The following is a 16,946-nucleotide window of genomic DNA, read 5'->3' as shown; positions in this document are numbered from 1 at the left end:
GTCACAAATACTCCGTCTGGTTCACCAGCCGCACCGAGGATGCCCCGTCGGGGTAGAACTCGGCGATGCTCAGCGACGCCAGGTCGAGGTGCAAGCGGTACAACACGCCGGGCCCGGCGTCCAGCGCGATCCGCAACAGCATCTTGATCGGCGTCACGTGCGACACCACCAGCACCGTCGTGCCGGTGTGCCCGGCGATGATCCGGTCGCGCGCCCGCAGCACTCGCTGGTGCACCTGGTCGAAGCTTTCCCCGCCGGGTGGTGTGGTGCTGGTGTCGCGGAGCCAGCGGCGATGCAGTTCCGGGTCGCGTTCGGCGGCCTCGGCGAAGGTCAGTCCCTCCCAGCCGCCGAAGTCGGTTTCGATCAGGTCGTCGTCGACGCCCACGTCCAGACCCAGCGCTTTGGCCGCCACCGTCGCGGTGTCGTGGCAGCGTTGCAGCGGTGACGTCACCACGGCGCTGATCCCGCCCCGCTGCGCCAGGTAACGTGCCGCAGCGTCGGCCTGCCGCCAGCCCAGGTCGGTCAGCGCCGGGTCACCGCGCCCCGAGTAGCGCCGGTGCACCGAGAACTCGGTCTGCCCGTGGCGCAACAGCAACAGTCTGGTGGGGGCGCCGCGCGCACCGGTCCAGCCGGGCGGGGTTGGGATGCCGCCCGCCGGCGCTGTTTCGCGTGCCTCGGTCATGGGCCGCACCGCAGCGGTTTCGGCCTCGGCGGCGGCGTCCATCGCCTCGTTGGCCAACCGGTCGGCGTGCGAGTTGCGCTCGCGGGGGACCCACGCATAGCTGATCCGGTCGAACTTCGACGCCAGCGCCTTGGCCCGCTTGTACAGTTCGACGATGTCGGGATGCTTGACCTGCCAGCGCCCCGACATCTGCTCGACCACCAGCTTGGAATCCATCAGCACCGTGACGTCGGTGGCGCCGACTTTCGCTGCCTCGTCCAAACCGGCGATCAGGCCCCGGTATTCGGCGACGTTGTTGGTGGCCCGGCCGATGGCCTGCTTGCTTTCGGCCAGCACCGTCGAGTGGTCGGCGTTCCAGACCACCGTCCCGTAGCCCGCCGGCCCCGGGTTGCCCCGCGAGCCGCCGTCGGCCTCCACGATGACCTTCACTGATTGAAGTCCTTGACCCGCAGCAAGATTGCACCGCATTCGGGACAACGCGTCACGTCGTCGTCAGCGGCGGCCGAAATCCGTGCCAGCTCGCCACGGTCGATCTCGATCCGGCAGGCGCCGCAGCGGCGGCCCTGCAACGGCCCGGCGCCGGCGCCGCGGGCCGCGCGCTGTCGCTCGTAGAGGGCAACGAGGTCAGCATCCAGTGCCGCGGTCAGCTCGTCGCGCCGCGACGTGCGTTGCTGGCGGATCCGGTCAAGCTCGGCAACCGCGGTGTCGAGGGCCTGCTGGGCGCGCGCCAGTTCGGCCTGCAGCGCGTCGATCGCCGCCAGCTCTGTGGTCTGCTGGGCCTGCAGTTCCTCGCGGCGCTGCATCACCTCCAACAGCGAATCTTCCAGGCTGGCCCGGCGGCGTTGCAGGGTCTCCAGCTCGTGCTGCAGCTCCGAGAGCTGCTTGGCGTCCGTCGCTCCCGACGCCAGCAGCGACCGGTCGCGGTCCTCGCGCTGCCGCACCGCCTCGATCTCGGACTCATATCGCGACACCTGAGCGTCGAGGTCCTCCAACGCAATTCGAACGGCCGCCAGCCGATCATTGGCCGCGTTGTGATCGGCCTGCACCCGCTCGTATTCCTGCCGTTCCGGCAGGTGCTCGGCCCGGTACGCGATCCGTGACAACTCGGCATCCAACTCCGACAGCTCGAGCAACGAACGCTGTTGTGCCACTGCGGCTTTCATTGCTGGCCTCCCCCGGTTTCTGTCTCAAGGTTCCACGGGTCGGTGCAGACGGTGCACACCCGCACCGGCAGCGACTCGCCGAAGCGCGATCGCAGGATGTCGGCGGCCTGGTTGCACCACGGGAATTCGCTGGCCCAGTGCGCGACGTCGACCAGGGCCACGTCGGAGGCCCGGCGATGCTCGTCGGCAGGATGGTGACGAAGGTCGGCAGTGACGTAGGCCTGCACATCGGCCGCTGCCGCGGCGCCCAGCAGCGAGTCCCCGGCCCCGCCGCACACCGCGACCCGCGACACCGGCAGCTCGGGATCCCCGGCTGCGCGCACCCCCCACGACGTCGCTGGCAGTGCGTCGCGCACACGAGACACGAACGCGCGCAGCGGTTCCGGTTGGGGCAGTGCGCCAACGCGGCCTAGCCCGGTGTCGGTGGGCGGCGGGGCCAGCGCGAAGATGTCGAACGCGGGCTCCTCGTAGGGGTGGGCCGAGCGCATCGCCGAGAGCACGTCGGCCCGCAGCCGTGTGGGTGCGACGACTTCGACCCGGTCCTCGGCCACCCGTTCGACGGTGCCGATGCTCCCGATGGTCGGCGATGCTCCGTCGTGCGCCAGGAACTGCCCGGTGCCGGTGACACTCCAGCTGCAGCACGAGTAGTCGCCGATGCGGCCGGCACCCACGGCGAACACCGCCGCCCGCACCGCCTCGGCGTTCTCGGGCGGCACGTAGATAACCCACTTGTCTTGATCGGCTCTGCCCGCCAGCGGCTCCAGCACGCCCTCCACGGTCAGGCCGAGCGCCTGCGCGAGCGCGTCGGAGACCCCGGCGACGCCGAGTCGGCGTTGGTGTGCGCGGTGAACAGCGACCGCCCGGTGCGGATCAGGCGATGAATCAGCGCGCCCTTGGGTGTGCTGGCGGCGACGGTGTCCACGCCGCGCAACAGCAGCGGATGATGCGCCAGCAGCAGGCCACGCTCGGGCACCGCGTCGACTACCGCCGCGGTCGCGTCGATCGCGATCGTCACCGATTCGACGGGCTCGCTGGGATCGCCACACACCAGCCCGACCGAATCCCACGGTTGGGCCAGCTGCGGCGGGTAGGCCTGGTCGAACAGGTCGATCACATCGCGCAGCTTCACGGTCATCGCCGCACCCCGGTCGCAGTGAGCTGGGCGATCGCGTCCACCAGTACCGGCCACTCCGGTCGCACCGTCGCGCGCAGGTACCGACCATCGAGCCCGACGAACGTGTCGCAGCGCCGTACCGCTATGTGCTTGCACTGCAGGTGCTTTCGCAACAGCTCGGCACCTGAGGTGCTGAACAACACGAACGGCGCCCGCCCGTTGACCACGTCGACGCCCACTGATTCCAGGGCGGTGGCCATCTGGGCGCGCAACTCCGCCAACCGCAGCGCACCCGCCTCGGCCTCGGCCACGGCCTCCGGCGCGCAGCACGCTGCGATGGCCGCCAGCTGCAGGGTGCCCACCGGCCAGTGGGCGCGCCGCGCGGTCAGCCGGGCCAGCACCTCCGGGGGCCCGAGCGCGTAACCCACCCGCAACCCGGCCAGCGACCAGGTCTTGGTGAGGCTGCGCAACACCAGCACATCCGGCAGCGCAACACCGGCCAGCGACTCGGGCTCGCCGGGAACCGAGTCGGCGAATGCCTCGTCGACCACGACGATCCGGCCCGGCCGGCGCAGCGCGAGGATCTGCTCGCGGGGATGTAGCACCGAGGTGGGGTTGGTGGGGTTGCCCACGACCACCAGGTCGGCGTCGTCGGGAACCCTCGCGTCGGCCAGGCGGAAGGGCGGCGGCAGCACCACATGGTGCACAGGCAGGCCGGCCGCGGTCAGTGCCGCATCCGGTTCGGTGAACGACGGCGCGATCAGCGCCACCCGGGTCGGGCGCAGGTTGTCCAACAACGCGAAACCTTCGGCCGCGCCGCCAGCAGCGCCACCTCGGCGGGGGCGCGGCGTGACGGGCGGCCACCGCATCGGCCGCGGCGGCCTCATCGCTGCGACTGGGGTAGCGGGCCAGATCGGCCAGCCGGCCCGCTAGCCGCTGCACCAGCCAGGCGGGCGGTTGCCGATGGCGGACATTGACGGCGAAATCGAGCATGCCCGGCGCCGCAGCCTGATCACCGTGATACCGCGCCGCCGTCAATCGGCCCGGGTCCAGACGCATCACAGGGTCAAACAGTAGTCGGCGGCGCGGCGGCGTTCCGGAGCGTGGCACGCAGGACGGCGAGCGCATCAACGACAATGAGAACGTGACGCACCCCGTGTCCGCTCGGGTTGACCGCCCGCAGCTGGTGATCTTCGACCTTGACGGCACCCTCACCGATTCCGCGGGCGGTATCGTGTCCAGCTTCTGCCATGCGCTGCGCCAGGTCGGGGCCCCCGTTCCCGACGGCGACCTGGCCGCCCGGATCGTCGGCCCGCCCATGCATCACACGCTGGCATCGTTGGGGCTGGGCCAACACACCGACGCCGCGATCGCTGCCTACCGCGCCGACTACAGCACCCGCGGATGGGTCAACAGCAGGGTTTTCGCCGGCATCGAGCCGCTGCTGGCCGACTTGCGCGCCGCGGGCGTGCGGCTGGCCGTGGCCACCTCCAAGGCCGAGCCGACCGCGCGACGCATCCTGGCCCACGTGGGGATCGCCGAGCATTTCGATGTTGTGGCCGGGGCCAGCGTCGACGGGTCTCGCAGCAGCAAGACCGACGTGCTGGCTTATGCCCTGGCCCAGCTGCAGCCGTTGCCCAAGCGGGTGGTCATGGTCGGCGACCGCTGGCATGACGTGGAAGGCGCTGCCGCCCACGGCATCGACACGGTGGTCGTCGGGTGGGGATACGGGCAGGCCGACTTCGCCGAGGACCGCGCGCCGGGCGCGACGCACGTCGCGACCGTCGCCGAGCTGCGGAGGGCGTTAGGTGTCTGATCCCCGCCTGCATATCACGTTCGTTTGCACCGGCAATATCTGCCGTTCGCCGATGGCCGAGAAGATGTTTGCCCACCAGATCGGCCAGCGCGGCCTGCACGACGCCGTGCGGGTAACCAGTGCGGGCACCGGCAATTGGCACGTGGGCAAGTGCGTCGACGAGCGCGCCGCCAGGGTGCTGCGCGCACACGGTTACCCGACCGACCACTGCGCCGCCCAGGTCGATGCCGACCACCTGGCTGCCGACTTGCTGGTAGCGCTTGGCCGCAACCATGCCCGGCTCTTGCAGCAATGGGGAGTCGACGCCGCCCGGATACGGATGCTGCGATCCTTCGATCCCCGTTCGGGCGGGTACGCGCTCGACGTCGACGACCCCTACTACGGCGATCATCACGACTTCGAAGAGGTCTTCGCCGTCATCGAAGCCGCGCTGCCGGGCCTGCACCAGTGGGTTGACGAGCGGCTCGCGCAGAACGGGCATCGTTGATGCGACGCTTCGCGTTCCTCCTGCGGCCGGGATGGCTGGCCCTGGCGCTGGTGGTGATCGCGTTCACCTACCTGTGCTTTACCGTGCTGGCGCCGTGGCAACTGGGCAAGAACGCTAAGACCTCCCGAGAGAACAGCCAGATCGAGCATTCGCTGAACACTGCGCCGGTTCCGTTGAAAGACCTTCTTCCACAGCAGGATTCGTCAGCACCCGATGCGCAGTGGCGTCGAGTGACGGCCACCGGACATTACCTGCCCGAGGTGCAGGTGCTGGCCCGGCTGCGAGTGGTCGACGGTGATCCGGCGTTCGAGGTATTGGCGCCGTTCGTCGTTGACGGCGGACCCACCGTGCTGGTCGACCGCGGTTACGTGCGTCCCGAGCAGGGCTCGCAGGTGCCGCCGATACCCCCGCCGCCCAGGGGCACGGTGACCATCACCGCGCGGCTGCGCAACTCCGAAGCGAGCGCACAAGGTAAAGAGCCGTTCTTCAAAGACGGTGTCCAGCAAGTGTATTCAATTAACACTGCTCAAATCGCGGCGCTCACCGGGGTCCGGTTGGCCGGGTCGTATCTGCAGCTGGTCGAGAACCAGCCGGGCGGGCTCGGGGTGATCGGCGTGCCACGCCTCGATGCCGGGCCGTTTCTGTCGTATGGGATCCAGTGGATCATGTTCGGCGTCCTCGCGCCGATCGGACTCGGTTATTTCGTGTTTTCTGAGGTCCGCGCCCGCAGGGCGGACCGGAAAACCCCAACCGGCGCCACCGCGGCGCCGATGACCGTCGAGGAGAAACTCACCGACCGTTACGGCCGGCGACGCTGAATCCGATTGCGGCGCATACCGCCGCCGCGGCAGCTGACACCGTCTGCACCAGCCGCGAAAGCAGCACCGCGCGGCGCAGATCGGCCCCCGACGGCGTCGGCCCCTCCCCCAACGTCGGCCGGATCTGCAGTTGATAGCCGTAGTGCGTGGGACCGCCCAGCCGCACGCCCAGCGCCCCGGCGAACGCCGCCTCCACGACCCCCGCATTGGGGCTGGGATGTCGCGGGGCGTCACGACGCCAGGCCCGCAGCGCGCCGGACGGTGAGCCGCCTACGGCGGGCGCGCACACCACTGTCAGCGCAGCGGTGGCCCTAGCGCCGAGATAATTGACGGCATCGTCCAATCGTGCTGCGGCCCAACCGAATCGGGAATAGCGCGGCGAGCGATGCCCAATCATGGAGTCCAGTGTGTTGATGCTGCGATACGTCAACACCGCGGGCATTCCACCGATCGCCGCCCAGAGCAGCGGTGCCACGTGAGCGTCGGAGGTGTTCTCGGCCACGGATTCCACCGCCGCACGGGTCAGCCCGGCTGCGTCGAGGCGGGCTGGGTCACGCCCGCACAGCGACGGCAGCAGGGCGCGCGCGGCTTCGATGTCGTCGCGGCGGACCAGTTCTGCCATCGCCTCGGCCGTGCGAATCAGCGAGGTCCCGCCAAGCGCTACCCAGGTGGCGGTGGCGGTGGCGGCTATGGACCACCGCGGGCCCCGGCGCTCTGCCGCTCGCTGCAGCGTCGTCCCCAGCACGCCGACCGCGCCGACCAGGACGCCGACATGAACAGCGCCGGCAATCCTGTTGTCCCGGTAGGTGATCCGCTCCAACAGCGCGGCCACGCCGCCGAAACCGGCGACGGGATGACCGCGTTTCGGGTCACTCAGCAGCAGATCGGCCAGGTAGCCGAGCGCGACCCCGGCCAGCCGGGCCCGGCGGATCAATATCCGCATCCCGGCAGGGTCTCATACCCGCTGCCGCGCGACCCGGGAGGTGGGTGTGGCCGCCGATGAGCCGGGTCCGTATTGGATCTGGATGCTCAACGTGGCGAAGCCATGGGTGGGGACAGGCGCACCGTTTGCCGATCAGCCGAACACGACGAGCAAAACCATGGCGATCATGCAAAGCACCGCCATCCAAAACCAGGGCTCCAAAAAGACGCGTTCGCGGGTCTCGTCCGTCTTGGTGCGACGCGAAGTCGAACGTTCGGGCGTCAGTTGTGAAGTCATACTAACTACTGTTGCGGATTTGCCCGCGGCCGTAAATGTGTTCCTCACCTCACCGCACCGGTTTTGCGGCGCAGATCACATTGCCCAGCGCACACTGGATCCAACCGTTGACCGGTGGCAGAAAGGCCGATTCATGAGCATCCCGGCGGTTAACCACGTCGCGATCACGGTGCGCGCCATCAAGGTCAGTGGCCCCTGGTACCGCGCGCTATTCGGCGCCGACCCGGTGCTCGACGAACGCACCGACGCCGGATTCCGGCACCTGGTGTGGCGCCTCGACAGCGGCACGCTGTTCGGTATCCATCAACATGACCGGCCGGCGCCCGACGAGAAGTTCAGCGAGTTTCGCGTCGGCCTGGACCATGTCGGCTTCGGCTGCCGCGACCGCGCCGAGCTCGAGCAGTGGGCGAGGCGGCTGGGCCAGCTCGGTATCGAGCACGGCGGCATCGTCGACGCGCACTATGGCTCGGGGCTCAGTTTTCGCGACCCGGACGGGATCGCTTTGGAGTTCTTCGCGCCGCCCGGGTAAATCCCCAAGCGGCACAACGCGTCAGCGAATCGTCGCGAAGAACGCGCGCACGTCGTCGACAAATAGCTCCGGCTGCTCGAAAGCGGCGAAATGTCCGCCGCGCGGCATGGTCGTCCAATGCGTGATGTGGTAGTTCGGTTCACACCAGCTGCGCGGTGCGCGCAGCACCTCCTTGGGGAAAGCGGCGACACCGGTCGGCAGTTCGACACGGCCCGCAGATCCGAAGCTTTTGAAGCTCTCCCAGTACAACCGGGCTGACGAGGCACCGGTGCCGGTCGCCCAGTAAATCATCACGTTGTCGAGCAGCTCGTCGCGGCTGAGGACGTTTTCCGGGTGGCCATCACAGTCCATCCAATCCCAGAACTTCTCGACGATCCAGGCCATCTGCCCCACCGGGGAGTCGACCAGACCGTAGCCCAACGTCTGCGGCCGGGTGGACTGCTGCTTGGAATAACCTGTGCCCCAACGCCGGTGGTGCGCCAGAGCGGCCAGCGCCTGCTGTTCTTCGTCGGTGGGATTGCTGATGCCTCCGGCCGGCGGCCAACCGATCGGCATGTTCAGATGAATCGCGGCGCAGTGGCCACGGTTGCGTCCTATCTGTGTGGTGACGGCCGCACCCCAGTCGCCGCCCTGCGCGCCGTAACGCTCGTAGCCCAGGCGCAGCATGAGCGTTTCCCAGGCCTGCGCGATCTTTTCGACGCCCCACCCGGTGCGGGTCGGCTTGCCGGAGAATCCGTAGCCGGGAAGCGACGGGCAGATCACGTGGAACGCGTCGTCCGCGCGCCCGCCGTGTGCTGTCGGATTGGTCAACGGCTCGATCACCTTGTGGAACTCCACGATCGAGCCCGGCCAGCCGTGGGTGATCAACAGCGGGAACGCGTCGCGGTGCGGGGATCGCTGGTGGATGAAATGAATGTCCAGGCCGTCGATTTCGGTGATGAATTGGTCGAAGCGGTTGAGCGCGGCCTCCCGAGACCGCCAGTCGTATCCGTCGGCCCAGTAACCGGCCAGGTCGCGGGTGTAGCCCAGCGGCATGCCCTGGCTCCAGTCGTCCACGCATTCGGCTTCGGGCCAGCGGGTACGCGCCAGTCGCAAGCGCAGGTCGGCGAGAACGTCGTCGGAAATGTCGATGCGGTACGGCCTTACCTCGGTCATGGCCTTCCATCTTGGCCGATCCCGGTTTTTACTCCGCAGCGGCTCAGCGGATGCAAGGATTGCGACATGAGCGAACGCCACGTCGCTCATCTGCTTGCGGTCGCGGTGTTGGGCCTTCCCGCGACGCTCTGGCACGCGCTGCTGGCGCCAGCGTCCGCTGCTCCCTGCCCCGACGTGGAGGTTACGTTCGCGCGGGCCACCACCGAGCCTCCGGGTGTCGGCGTGGTCGGAAAGCAGTTTGTCGATTCGCTGCGCTCGCAGGTCGGTGGGAGGTCCGTCGCGGTGTACCCGGTCAACTACCCCGCCACCTACGATTACGCCCCCTCGGCGAACGCCGGGGCCAACGATGCCAGCGCTCACGTTCGGGCCACGGCCGCGAACTGTCCCAACACCAAGATCGTGCTCGGTGGATACTCCCAGGGCGCGTTGGTGATCGACCTGATCACCATCGCCCAAGCACCGGTTGCGGGTTTCGTCCCCGATTCGCTGCCGCAGGACACGGCTGATCACGTCGCTGCGGTCGCCACCTTCGGAAATCCCTCAGACAGGTATCTGGGGGCGCCGATTAGCGCGATCAGCCCGTGGTATGGGGCCAAGGCCATTGACTTGTGCGCGGACGGAGATCCGATTTGCTCGCCGGGGCCTCTTGCGCCACCGTCACAAGAGGAATTGTTTTCCCCGGCACACCTGTCCTACGCGCATTCCGGAATGCCCGGCCAGGCGGCGGCTTTCGTGGCGGGCCGCCTCTAGCGCAACAACACCGGTGGGCGCGGACGGGATCGAACCGCCGACCGCTGGTGTGTAAAACCAGTGCTCTACCACTGAGCTACGCGCCCCGCCCCGCGCACGCTACACGCCCGGGTCGCGGCCTTTCAAAACAGCGGATATCCCGTGGCGGTCATGCCTTCAGCGCCGCCAGCGCCTCGGTCCACACCCGCTGATCGCGGGCTTCCCCCGGCTGCTTCATCTCGGCGAACCGGATCACCCCCGAACGGTCGACCACGAATGTGCCGCGGTTGGGGAATCCGGCGTCCTCGTTGAACACCCCATAGGCCTGGCTGACCGCGCCGTGCGGCCAGAAGTCTGAGAGCACCGGAAACAGAAAGCCGTTCTCGACGGCCCACACTTTGTGGGTCGGCGGCGGGCCCACCGAAATGGTCAACGTTGCACTGTCGTCGTTCTCGAACTCGGGCAGGTGATCGCGCAGCTGGTCGAGCTCGCCCTGACATATCCCGGTGAACGCCAGCGGGAAGAACACCAGCAGCACGTTCTTGACGCCGCGGTAGTCGCTGAGGGTCACGGGCTGCTGATTCTGGTCGCGCAGCGTGAAATCCGGTGCGGTGGCTCCGACCGGCAGCATCAGCGTCGCCCTGCCCGCGATTTCGGCTGCACCAGTCGGCTGGCGCTCCAGTCACCCAAATTGACCGACGAGGTCGGCATCAGGCCCGCCGTCGGCGCCGACTCGGCGATTTCGGCGGGCAACACGTGTCCGGGCCGGCCGGTCTTGGGGGTGAGCACCCAGATCACCCCGTCCTCGGCAAGTGATGCGATCGCGTCCATCAGGGTGTCCACCAGATCGCCGTCGCCCTCGCGCCACCACAGCAACACGACGTCGACGACCTCGTCGGTGTCTTCGTCGAGCAACTCGCTACCGCACGCGTCCTCCACGTCGGCGCGGATGTTGTCGTCGGTGTCCTCGTCCCACCCCCACTCTTGGACAACCTGCCCTCGCTGAATACCCAGTTTGCGGGCGTAGTTCGGGGCGTCATCCGCCGCGACCACCGTGGAACCTCCTTCAACTCCTCAGCGCGTCGTGCGATGCGCATATCGTCGCACAGCAGGGCAGCGCCCCACACCGGTGACTCAAAACGAAGCCAGGCAGAGTTTCAACGCCTTGGTTTTGGTGTCGTTGAGTTGATCGACCCGGCGGTTGAACTCCCCGGTCGGGGCGTGACTGGCGATGGCGTTGGCCACGCCGCGGGCCGCGTCGACGTAACCGTTGAGTCCGTCGCGCAGCTCCTGCGACAGCGCGGCGCTCAGGCTGGCCGCCACCGTGTCGGCAGTGTTGTTGAGCGCATCAATGGCCGGGCCTTCGGTCGGTGCCGTGTCGCGGCCCTGATTGAACGCCCCGACAAACGCATTCACCTTGTCGATGGCGTCCTTGCTGGTGGTGGCGAGCGACTCGCACGCGGCACGCACCGCCTTGGTGGTCAGCGATTGTTGCCGCTGGGACTCGCGGATGCGGGAGGTCGCCGACGACGCCGAGACCGACGCCGACACCGACGCCCGGTAGGCCGGAGCGACGGCGGTGTCGGCGGTCGGGGTGCCCTCGGTGATGCTGGTACACCCGACGATGCCCATCACGAGCGCGGCAAGGCTCCCCAACAGCAGCGCGCCCAGTCGCGCTCGGCGCGCAACCCGCCCGCCCGCTGCCGTGCCCATGTATCCGCGCGGCATGCGGGCATGCCTTCCGATCAGCACGCTCCGTGACGTTACCGGTTCGCTGTTCGCGCTGAACTGGCCCGCTGGATTGCGGCCGTGCGTGCCGGGCCGACCCGGGTGCGGCACGATGGAGGTTGACAACAGCATTCCCGCGGCCGAACCCGTGAGAAGCTGCCCAACCGCCAAACAAGGAGTAGCGCGTTGACGACCGAGTTTGTGCGCCATGACCTGGCCGAAAACTCAAGCGGCACAAGCGAACCCGGCCGTGTTCGGGTGATACGCGAAGGTGTGGCGTCCTATCTGCCTGACATCGACCCGGAAGAAACCTCGGAGTGGTTGGAGTCGTTCGACGCGATGCTGGCCCGCTCAGGGCCGTCGCGGGCGCGCTACCTGATCTTGCGGCTACTGGAACGTGCCGGCGAGCAGCGGGTGGCTATTCCCGCGCTGACGTCCACCGACTATGTCAACACCATCCCAACTGAGTTGGAGCCATGGTTCCCCGGCGACGAGGAGGTCGAGCGCCGCTACCGCAGGTGGATCAGGTGGAACGCCGCGGTCATGGTGCACCGTGCGCAGCGGCCTGGGGTCTCGGTGGGCGGCCACATCTCGACCTACGCGTCCTCGGCGACGCTCTACGAGGTCGGTTTCAACCACTTCTTCCGCGGTAAGTCGCATCCGGGCGGCGGCGACCAGGTGTTCATCCAGGGTCACGCTTCCCCCGGCGTCTATGCGCGCGCCTTCTTGGAGGGACGGCTGACCGCCGAGCAGCTCGACGGGTTCCGCCAGGAACACAGCCACCCCGGCGGTGGGCTGCCGTCGTACCCGCACCCGCGGCTGATGCCCGACTTCTGGGAGTTCCCCACCGTATCGATGGGCCTGGGCCCGATGAACGCCATCTATCAGGCCCGCTTTAATCACTACCTGCACGACCGGGGCATCAAAGACACTTCCGACCAACACGTGTGGTGTTTTTTGGGCGACGGCGAGATGGACGAACCCGAAAGCCGGGGACTCGCCCATGTTGCGGCGCTGGAGGGACTGGACAACCTGACCTTCGTAATCAACTGCAACCTGCAGCGTCTCGACGGTCCGGTGCGCGGTAACGGCAAGATCATCCAGGAGCTGGAGTCGTTCTTCCGGGGGGCGGGCTGGAACGTCATCAAGGTGATCTGGGGACGCGAATGGGACGCGCTGCTGCACGCCGACCGGGACGGCGCGTTGGTCAACCTGATGAACATCACCCCCGACGGTGACTATCAGACGTACAAGGCCAACGACGGCGCGTACGTCCGCGAGCACTTCTTCGGCCGTGACCCCCGCACAAAGGAGTTGGTAAAAGACCTTTCTGATCAAGAGATCTGGAATCTCAAGCGGGGCGGTCACGACTACCGCAAGGTGTATGCGGCCTACCGCGCCGCCGTCGAGCACAAGGGCCAGCCGACCGTGATCCTGGCCAAAACGATCAAGGGCTATGCGCTCGGTAAGCACTTCGAGGGCCGCAACGCTACGCACCAGATGAAGAAGCTGACGCTGGAAGACCTCAAGGAATTCCGTGACACCCAGCGGATCCCGATCTCGGACGCGCAGCTGGAAGAGGACCCGTACCTGCCCCCGTACTATCACCCCGGCCCCGAGGCCCCGGAGATCCGTTACATGCTCGATCGGCGCCGGGCCCTCGGCGGGTTCTTGCCCGAACGGCGGACTAAGTCCAAAGCGCTGACGCTGCCGGGCCGCGACACGTACAAGTCGCTGAAGAAAGGCTCGGGCAGCCAAGAGGTGGCCACCACCATGGCGACCGTGCGTACCTTCCGGGAAGTTTTGCGGGACAAGGAGATTGGCCCTCGCATCGTACCGATTATTCCCGACGAGGCGCGCACGTTCGGCATGGACTCGTGGTTTCCCAACCTCAAGATCTACAACCGCCTCGGCCAGCTGTACACCTCGGTCGACGCCGATCTGATGTTGGCGTACAAGGAAAGCCAAACGGGGCAGATCCTGCACGAGGGCATCAACGAAGCCGGAGCCGTCGCCAGCTTCACCGCTGCCGGCACGTCGTATTCGACACACAACGAGCCGATGGTCCCGGTCTACATCTTCTATTCGATGTTCGGCTTCCAACGCACCGGCGACGGATTGTGGGCTGCGGGCGATCAGATGGCGCGCGGATTCCTATTGGGCGCCACTGCCGGACGCACCACGCTCACCGGCGAAGGTCTACAGCACGCCGACGGCCACTCGCTGTTGCTGGCCAGCACCAACCCGGCGGTGGTCTCCTACGATCCGGCGTTCGCCTACGAGATCGCCTACATCGTCGAAAGCGGGCTGGCCCGCATGTACGGCGAAAACCCGGAAAACGTGTTCTTCTACATCACGGTCTACAACGAGCCGTACGTACAGCCACCCGAGCCGGAGAACTTCGATCCCGAGGGTCTGCTGCGCGGTATCTACCGGTATCGCAAAGCCAGCGAGCAGCGCACCAGCACCGCGCAGATTTTGGCCTCGGGGGTGGCCATGCCGTCGGCGCTGAAAGCCGCCGACATGCTGGCCGCCGAGTGGGATGTCGCCGCCGACGTGTGGTCGGTGACCAGTTGGAGCGAGCTCAACCGCGAAGGCGTGGCCATCGAAACCGAACAGCTGCGCCACCCGGAGCGTCCCGCGCGGGTGCCCTACGTGACGCGGGTGCTGGCCGACTCCAGCGGACCGGTGATCGCTGTCTCGGATTGGATGCGGGCGGTTCCCGAGCAGATTCGGCCCTGGGTGCCGCGCACGTACGTCACGCTGGGCACCGACGGGTTCGGTTTTTCCGACACCCGGCCCGCCGCGCGGCGTTACTTCAACACCGACGCGGAATCACAGGTGGTCGCGGTGTTGGAGGCACTGGCCCAGGACGGGGAGATCGACCCGTCGGTGGCCGTGGCGGCGGCACGGCAATACAAGATCGCCGACGTCCAGGCCGCGGCGGGGCAAACCTCGGATCCCGGCCCCGGCACCTAGGACGCCTCGCCGCCCTTGGCGAAAACATCCACAAATGTGGCGTACGTTTTAGGGATGCCCGACAAACAGTTCGCCACTTTGCCGCGCTCGACGCTTGAGCTGCTCGACAGCGTGCCCGACTCGTTGTTGCGGCGACTCAAGCAGTACTCCGGCCGGTTGGCCAACGAAGCCGTGTCGGCCATGCAGGAGCGGCTCCCGTTCTTCGCGGAGCTCGAAGCGTCGCAGCGGGCCAGCGTCGCGCTGGTGGTCCAGACCGCGGTGGCCAACTTCGTCGAATGGATGCAAGACCCGCGCAGCAACGTCAGCTATACCGCGCAGGCTTTCGAATTGGTCCCGCAGGATCTGACCCGCCGGATCGCTTTACGCCACTCGGTCGACATGGTGCGGGTCACCATGGAGTTCTTCGAAGAAGTCGTGCCGATGCTGGCCCATTCCGAAGAGCAGCTGACCGCGCTCATGGTGGGCATCCTGAAGTACAGCCGCGACTTGGCCTTCACCGCCGCCACGGCCTACGCCGACGCCGCCGAAGCCCGCGGAACCTGGGACAGCAGGATGGAGGCCAGCGTCGTGGACGCGGTGGTGCGCGGCGATACCGGGCCCGAGCTGCTGTCCCGGGCGGCCGCGCTGAACTGGGACACGACCGCTCCGGCGACGGTGGTGGTGGGCACCCCCGCACCTGGACCCGACGGCTCGAAGGACAGCCGAAAGGCCAGCCAGGAAGTCCGGGATGTGGCTACCCGCCACGGCCGCGCAGCCCTCACCGACGTGCACGGCACCTGGCTGGTGGCGATCGTGTCCGGCCACTTGTCACCCACCGAGAAGTTTCTAGGCGCGCTGCTGGCCGCGTTTTCTGACGGGCCGGTGGTGATCGGGCCGACGGCGCCCACGCTCACCGCGGCCTACCACAGCGCCAGCGAGGCGATCTCGGGGATGAACGCCGTCGCGGGCTGGCGCGGGGCGCCGCGACCGGTGCTGGCCCGGGAGCTGCTGCCGGAACGGGCTCTGATGGGTGATGCGTCAGCACTGGCGGCTTTGCACACCGACGTGATGCGGCCGCTGGCTGAGGCCGGGCCGACGCTCACCGAGACGCTCGACGCCTATCTCGACTGTGGCGGGGCGATCGAGGCCTGCGCCCGAAAGTTGTTCGTTCATCCAAACACGGTCCGCTACCGACTCAAGCGCATCGCCGAATTCACCGGGCGCGATCCGACCGATCCGCGCGACGCCTACGTCCTTCGGGTGGCGTCCACGGTGGGGCATCTGGCCTACCAGATGCATCACGCCAGCATCGGAAACCCCGCTGCGATCCCGCCCCCGGCGGCCACGGTCACGTCGTCGGATGAGGACCGTGGAGCCTGAGAGATCGCGGCGCGATATCAAACAAGTCGCATCCAAGGCGGTTTTGTGGGGACTACACAAAAACCTAAGACAAGGTTCATAATCTGTTACACCACGCAAAACCGTCTTCACAGTGTTCTCTTAGACACGTGCTTGCATTGCTCGCGCCCGGACAGGGCTCGCAGACACCGGGAATGCTTTCACCGTGGCTGGAACTGCCGGGCGCCGCGGAGCAGATCGCGGCGTGGTCGGCGGCCAGCGGTCTGGACCTCGCCCGGCTGGGCACCACCGCATCGGCGGAGGAAATCACCGACACCGCGGTCACCCAGCCCCTGGTCGTGGCGGCCACCCTGCTGGCCTACCGAGAGCTCGTCAGGCGTGGCGCATTCGCCGACGCCGAGTTGCTCGTCGCCGGCCACTCGGTCGGGGAAATCGCGGCGTACGCGATCGCCGGTGTCATCTCCGCCGACGACGCCGTTTCGCTGGCCGCCACCCGGGGTGCCGAGATGGCCAAAGCGTGTGCGCTCGAGCCGACCGGGATGTCCGCGGTGCTCGGCGGCGACGAAGCTGCGGTGCTCGCCCACCTCGAGCAGCTCGATCTGGTCCCGGCCAACCGCAACGGCGCGGGTCAGATCGTCGCAGCGGGCCGGCTGACCGCGCTGGACAAGCTCGCCGAGGACCCGCCCGCCAAGGCGCGGGTACGTCCGCTGGGCGTGGCCGGGGCGTTCCACACCGAGTTCATGGCGTCCGCCCTGGAAGGCTACGCGGCGGCCGCGGCCAAGGTCGCCACTTCCGAGCCCACCGCCACGCTGCTGTCGAACTCCGACGGGCAGCCGGTATCCTCAGCTGAGTCGGCGATCGAGAAGCTGGTCGCCCAGCTGACGCGGCCGGTGCGCTGGGATTTATGCATCGAGACCCTGCGTCAGCGCAATGTCACGGCGGTCGTAGAGTTTCCGCCCGCGGGCACTCTGGCCGGCATTGCCAAGCGCGAACTTCGGGGTATTCCGACGTATGCCGTCAAGTCCCCCGAAGACCTCGAAGGGTTGACGCAGTTGTAATTCGTACTAGGCGGTGCCGCAAGGCAGTTGCCGTACGACCAACCCGCACCACAATCGAATATCGCTGATTCGCTACGCATTTGAGATTCGCCACGCACGAACACCGTCAAGTAACGAGCTCCTACCGCACA

Annotated in this window: 15 protein-coding genes, 1 tRNA gene and 3 pseudogenes; 8 read left to right on the top strand and 11 right to left on the bottom strand. The window is 67.6% G+C overall.

Annotated elements, in window-relative coordinates:
* Position 1 precedes the first annotated feature (1 nt).
* The 4 genes and pseudogenes from MYXE_RS10045 to cobC all read right to left on the bottom strand — a co-directional run bounded on the left by MYXE_RS10045 (position 2) and on the right by cobC (position 4,018).
* Entirely contained in the window at positions 2 to 1,111 is a 1,110-nt protein-coding gene (locus MYXE_RS10045) for a bifunctional RNase H/acid phosphatase (RefSeq protein WP_085196082.1), read from the bottom strand.
* The gene (locus MYXE_RS10040) at positions 1,108 to 1,845 is read right to left on the bottom strand and encodes a zinc ribbon domain-containing protein (RefSeq protein ID WP_085196084.1); all 738 of its coding nucleotides are present in this window, start codon (positions 1,843 to 1,845) and stop codon (positions 1,108 to 1,110) included. The genes MYXE_RS10045 and MYXE_RS10040 overlap by 4 nt, the downstream gene beginning before the upstream one ends.
* Positions 1,842 to 2,980 (bottom strand): annotated as a pseudogene (locus MYXE_RS10035) (Nif3-like dinuclear metal center hexameric protein). Before MYXE_RS10035 ends, MYXE_RS10040 begins: the two are co-directional and overlap by 4 nt.
* Positions 2,977 to 4,018: pseudogene (gene cobC / locus MYXE_RS10030) on the bottom strand (Rv2231c family pyridoxal phosphate-dependent protein CobC). The pseudogenes MYXE_RS10035 and cobC overlap by 4 nt, the downstream one beginning before the upstream one ends.
* An 85-nt stretch (positions 4,019 to 4,103) precedes the next feature.
* On the opposite strand from cobC, the gene MYXE_RS10025 reads away from it, so the two are divergent.
* Genes MYXE_RS10025 through MYXE_RS10015 form a run of 3 tightly spaced genes read left to right on the top strand, consistent with a single transcriptional unit; the run spans position 4,104 to position 6,080 of the window.
* Positions 4,104 to 4,775: an HAD-IA family hydrolase gene (locus MYXE_RS10025; RefSeq protein ID WP_085196088.1), complete on the top strand. Its 672-nt coding sequence runs from the start codon at positions 4,104 to 4,106 to the stop codon at positions 4,773 to 4,775.
* Positions 4,768 to 5,262: a low molecular weight protein-tyrosine-phosphatase gene (locus MYXE_RS10020; RefSeq protein WP_003918817.1), complete on the top strand. Its 495-nt coding sequence runs from the start codon at positions 4,768 to 4,770 to the stop codon at positions 5,260 to 5,262. The genes MYXE_RS10025 and MYXE_RS10020 overlap by 8 nt, the downstream gene beginning before the upstream one ends.
* A complete protein-coding gene (locus MYXE_RS10015) occupies positions 5,262 to 6,080 on the top strand; it encodes an SURF1 family cytochrome oxidase biogenesis protein (RefSeq protein ID WP_085196090.1) in 819 nt (272 codons plus the stop codon). The genes MYXE_RS10020 and MYXE_RS10015 overlap by 1 nt, the downstream gene beginning before the upstream one ends.
* Here MYXE_RS10015 and MYXE_RS10010 read toward each other — a convergent pair.
* Positions 6,062 to 7,023: pseudogene (locus MYXE_RS10010) on the bottom strand (cobalamin biosynthesis protein). The gene MYXE_RS10015 and the pseudogene MYXE_RS10010 overlap by 19 nt on opposite strands.
* Before the next feature lie 132 nt (positions 7,024 to 7,155).
* Positions 7,156 to 7,299, bottom strand: coding sequence for a hypothetical protein (locus MYXE_RS10005; RefSeq protein WP_157139190.1), 144 nt, complete (start codon positions 7,297 to 7,299; stop codon positions 7,156 to 7,158).
* Positions 7,300 to 7,432: 133 nt separating this feature from the next.
* On the opposite strand from MYXE_RS10005, the gene MYXE_RS10000 reads away from it, so the two are divergent.
* Positions 7,433 to 7,828 (top strand): VOC family protein, encoded by a 396-nt coding sequence (locus tag MYXE_RS10000; RefSeq protein ID WP_039889389.1) that lies wholly within the window; start codon positions 7,433 to 7,435, stop codon positions 7,826 to 7,828.
* A gap of 21 nt (positions 7,829 to 7,849) precedes the next feature.
* Here MYXE_RS10000 and MYXE_RS09995 read toward each other — a convergent pair whose 3' ends face one another.
* On the bottom strand, positions 7,850 to 8,983 hold the full coding sequence (locus tag MYXE_RS09995; RefSeq protein ID WP_085196094.1) for an epoxide hydrolase family protein: 1,134 nt from the start codon (positions 8,981 to 8,983) through the stop codon (positions 7,850 to 7,852).
* Between the two features lie 66 nt (positions 8,984 to 9,049).
* Here MYXE_RS09995 and MYXE_RS09990 point away from each other — a divergent pair, with 66 nt between their 5' ends.
* The gene (locus tag MYXE_RS09990) at positions 9,050 to 9,733 is read left to right on the top strand and encodes a cutinase family protein (RefSeq protein WP_085196096.1); all 684 of its coding nucleotides are present in this window, start codon (positions 9,050 to 9,052) and stop codon (positions 9,731 to 9,733) included.
* A gap of 14 nt (positions 9,734 to 9,747) precedes the next feature.
* Here the strand turns inward: MYXE_RS09990 and MYXE_RS09985 are convergent.
* From MYXE_RS09985 to MYXE_RS09970, 4 genes are all read right to left on the bottom strand, one after another.
* A tRNA-Val gene (locus MYXE_RS09985) sits at positions 9,748 to 9,819 on the bottom strand.
* Between the two features lie 62 nt (positions 9,820 to 9,881).
* Positions 9,882 to 10,343 carry a peroxiredoxin gene (locus tag MYXE_RS09980; RefSeq protein WP_085196098.1) on the bottom strand — a complete coding sequence of 154 codons (462 nt, stop codon included), beginning with the start codon at positions 10,341 to 10,343 and terminating at the stop codon, positions 9,882 to 9,884.
* On the bottom strand, positions 10,343 to 10,765 hold the full coding sequence (locus MYXE_RS09975; RefSeq protein ID WP_003918824.1) for a DUF3052 domain-containing protein: 423 nt from the start codon (positions 10,763 to 10,765) through the stop codon (positions 10,343 to 10,345). Before MYXE_RS09975 ends, MYXE_RS09980 begins: the two co-directional genes overlap by 1 nt.
* A gap of 81 nt (positions 10,766 to 10,846) precedes the next feature.
* Positions 10,847 to 11,464 (bottom strand): hypothetical protein, encoded by a 618-nt coding sequence (locus tag MYXE_RS09970; protein WP_112650027.1) that lies wholly within the window; start codon positions 11,462 to 11,464, stop codon positions 10,847 to 10,849.
* Positions 11,465 to 11,626: 162 nt separating this feature from the next.
* Here MYXE_RS09970 and aceE point away from each other — a divergent pair, with 162 nt between their 5' ends.
* The 3 genes from aceE to MYXE_RS09955 all read left to right on the top strand — a co-directional run bounded on the left by aceE (position 11,627) and on the right by MYXE_RS09955 (position 16,815).
* Positions 11,627 to 14,419 carry a pyruvate dehydrogenase (acetyl-transferring), homodimeric type gene (gene aceE, locus MYXE_RS09965; RefSeq protein ID WP_085196100.1) on the top strand — a complete coding sequence of 931 codons (2,793 nt, stop codon included), beginning with the start codon at positions 11,627 to 11,629 and terminating at the stop codon, positions 14,417 to 14,419.
* Positions 14,420 to 14,473: 54 nt separating this feature from the next.
* Positions 14,474 to 15,778 (top strand): PucR family transcriptional regulator, encoded by a 1,305-nt coding sequence (locus tag MYXE_RS09960; protein WP_003918827.1) that lies wholly within the window; start codon positions 14,474 to 14,476, stop codon positions 15,776 to 15,778.
* Positions 15,779 to 15,906: 128 nt separating this feature from the next.
* Entirely contained in the window at positions 15,907 to 16,815 is a 909-nt protein-coding gene (locus tag MYXE_RS09955; protein WP_085196102.1) for an ACP S-malonyltransferase, read from the top strand.
* Positions 16,816 to 16,946: the final 131 nt, after the last annotated feature.

The organism is Mycobacterium xenopi, assembly GCF_009936235.1.
GTDB classification, from domain to species: Bacteria; Actinomycetota; Actinomycetes; order Mycobacteriales; family Mycobacteriaceae; genus Mycobacterium; species Mycobacterium xenopi.
This window is presented reverse-complemented; position numbering and strand designations above follow the sequence as displayed.

Coding starts and splice junctions, on each gene's coding strand:
- MYXE_RS10040 (WP_085196084.1), bottom strand. CDS start 1,845: ATGAAAGCCGCAGTGGCACAACAGCGTTCGTTGCTCGAGCTGTCGGAG.
- MYXE_RS10015 (WP_085196090.1), top strand. CDS start 5,262: ATGCGACGCTTCGCGTTCCTCCTGCGGCCGGGATGGCTGGCCCTGGCG.
- MYXE_RS10005 (WP_157139190.1), bottom strand. CDS start 7,299: ATGACTTCACAACTGACGCCCGAACGTTCGACTTCGCGTCGCACCAAG.
- MYXE_RS10000 (WP_039889389.1), top strand. CDS start 7,433: ATGAGCATCCCGGCGGTTAACCACGTCGCGATCACGGTGCGCGCCATC.
- MYXE_RS09995 (WP_085196094.1), bottom strand. CDS start 8,983: ATGACCGAGGTAAGGCCGTACCGCATCGACATTTCCGACGACGTTCTC.
- MYXE_RS09990 (WP_085196096.1), top strand. CDS start 9,050: ATGAGCGAACGCCACGTCGCTCATCTGCTTGCGGTCGCGGTGTTGGGC.
- MYXE_RS09980 (WP_085196098.1), bottom strand. CDS start 10,343: ATGCTGCCGGTCGGAGCCACCGCACCGGATTTCACGCTGCGCGACCAG.
- MYXE_RS09960 (WP_003918827.1), top strand. CDS start 14,474: ATGCCCGACAAACAGTTCGCCACTTTGCCGCGCTCGACGCTTGAGCTG.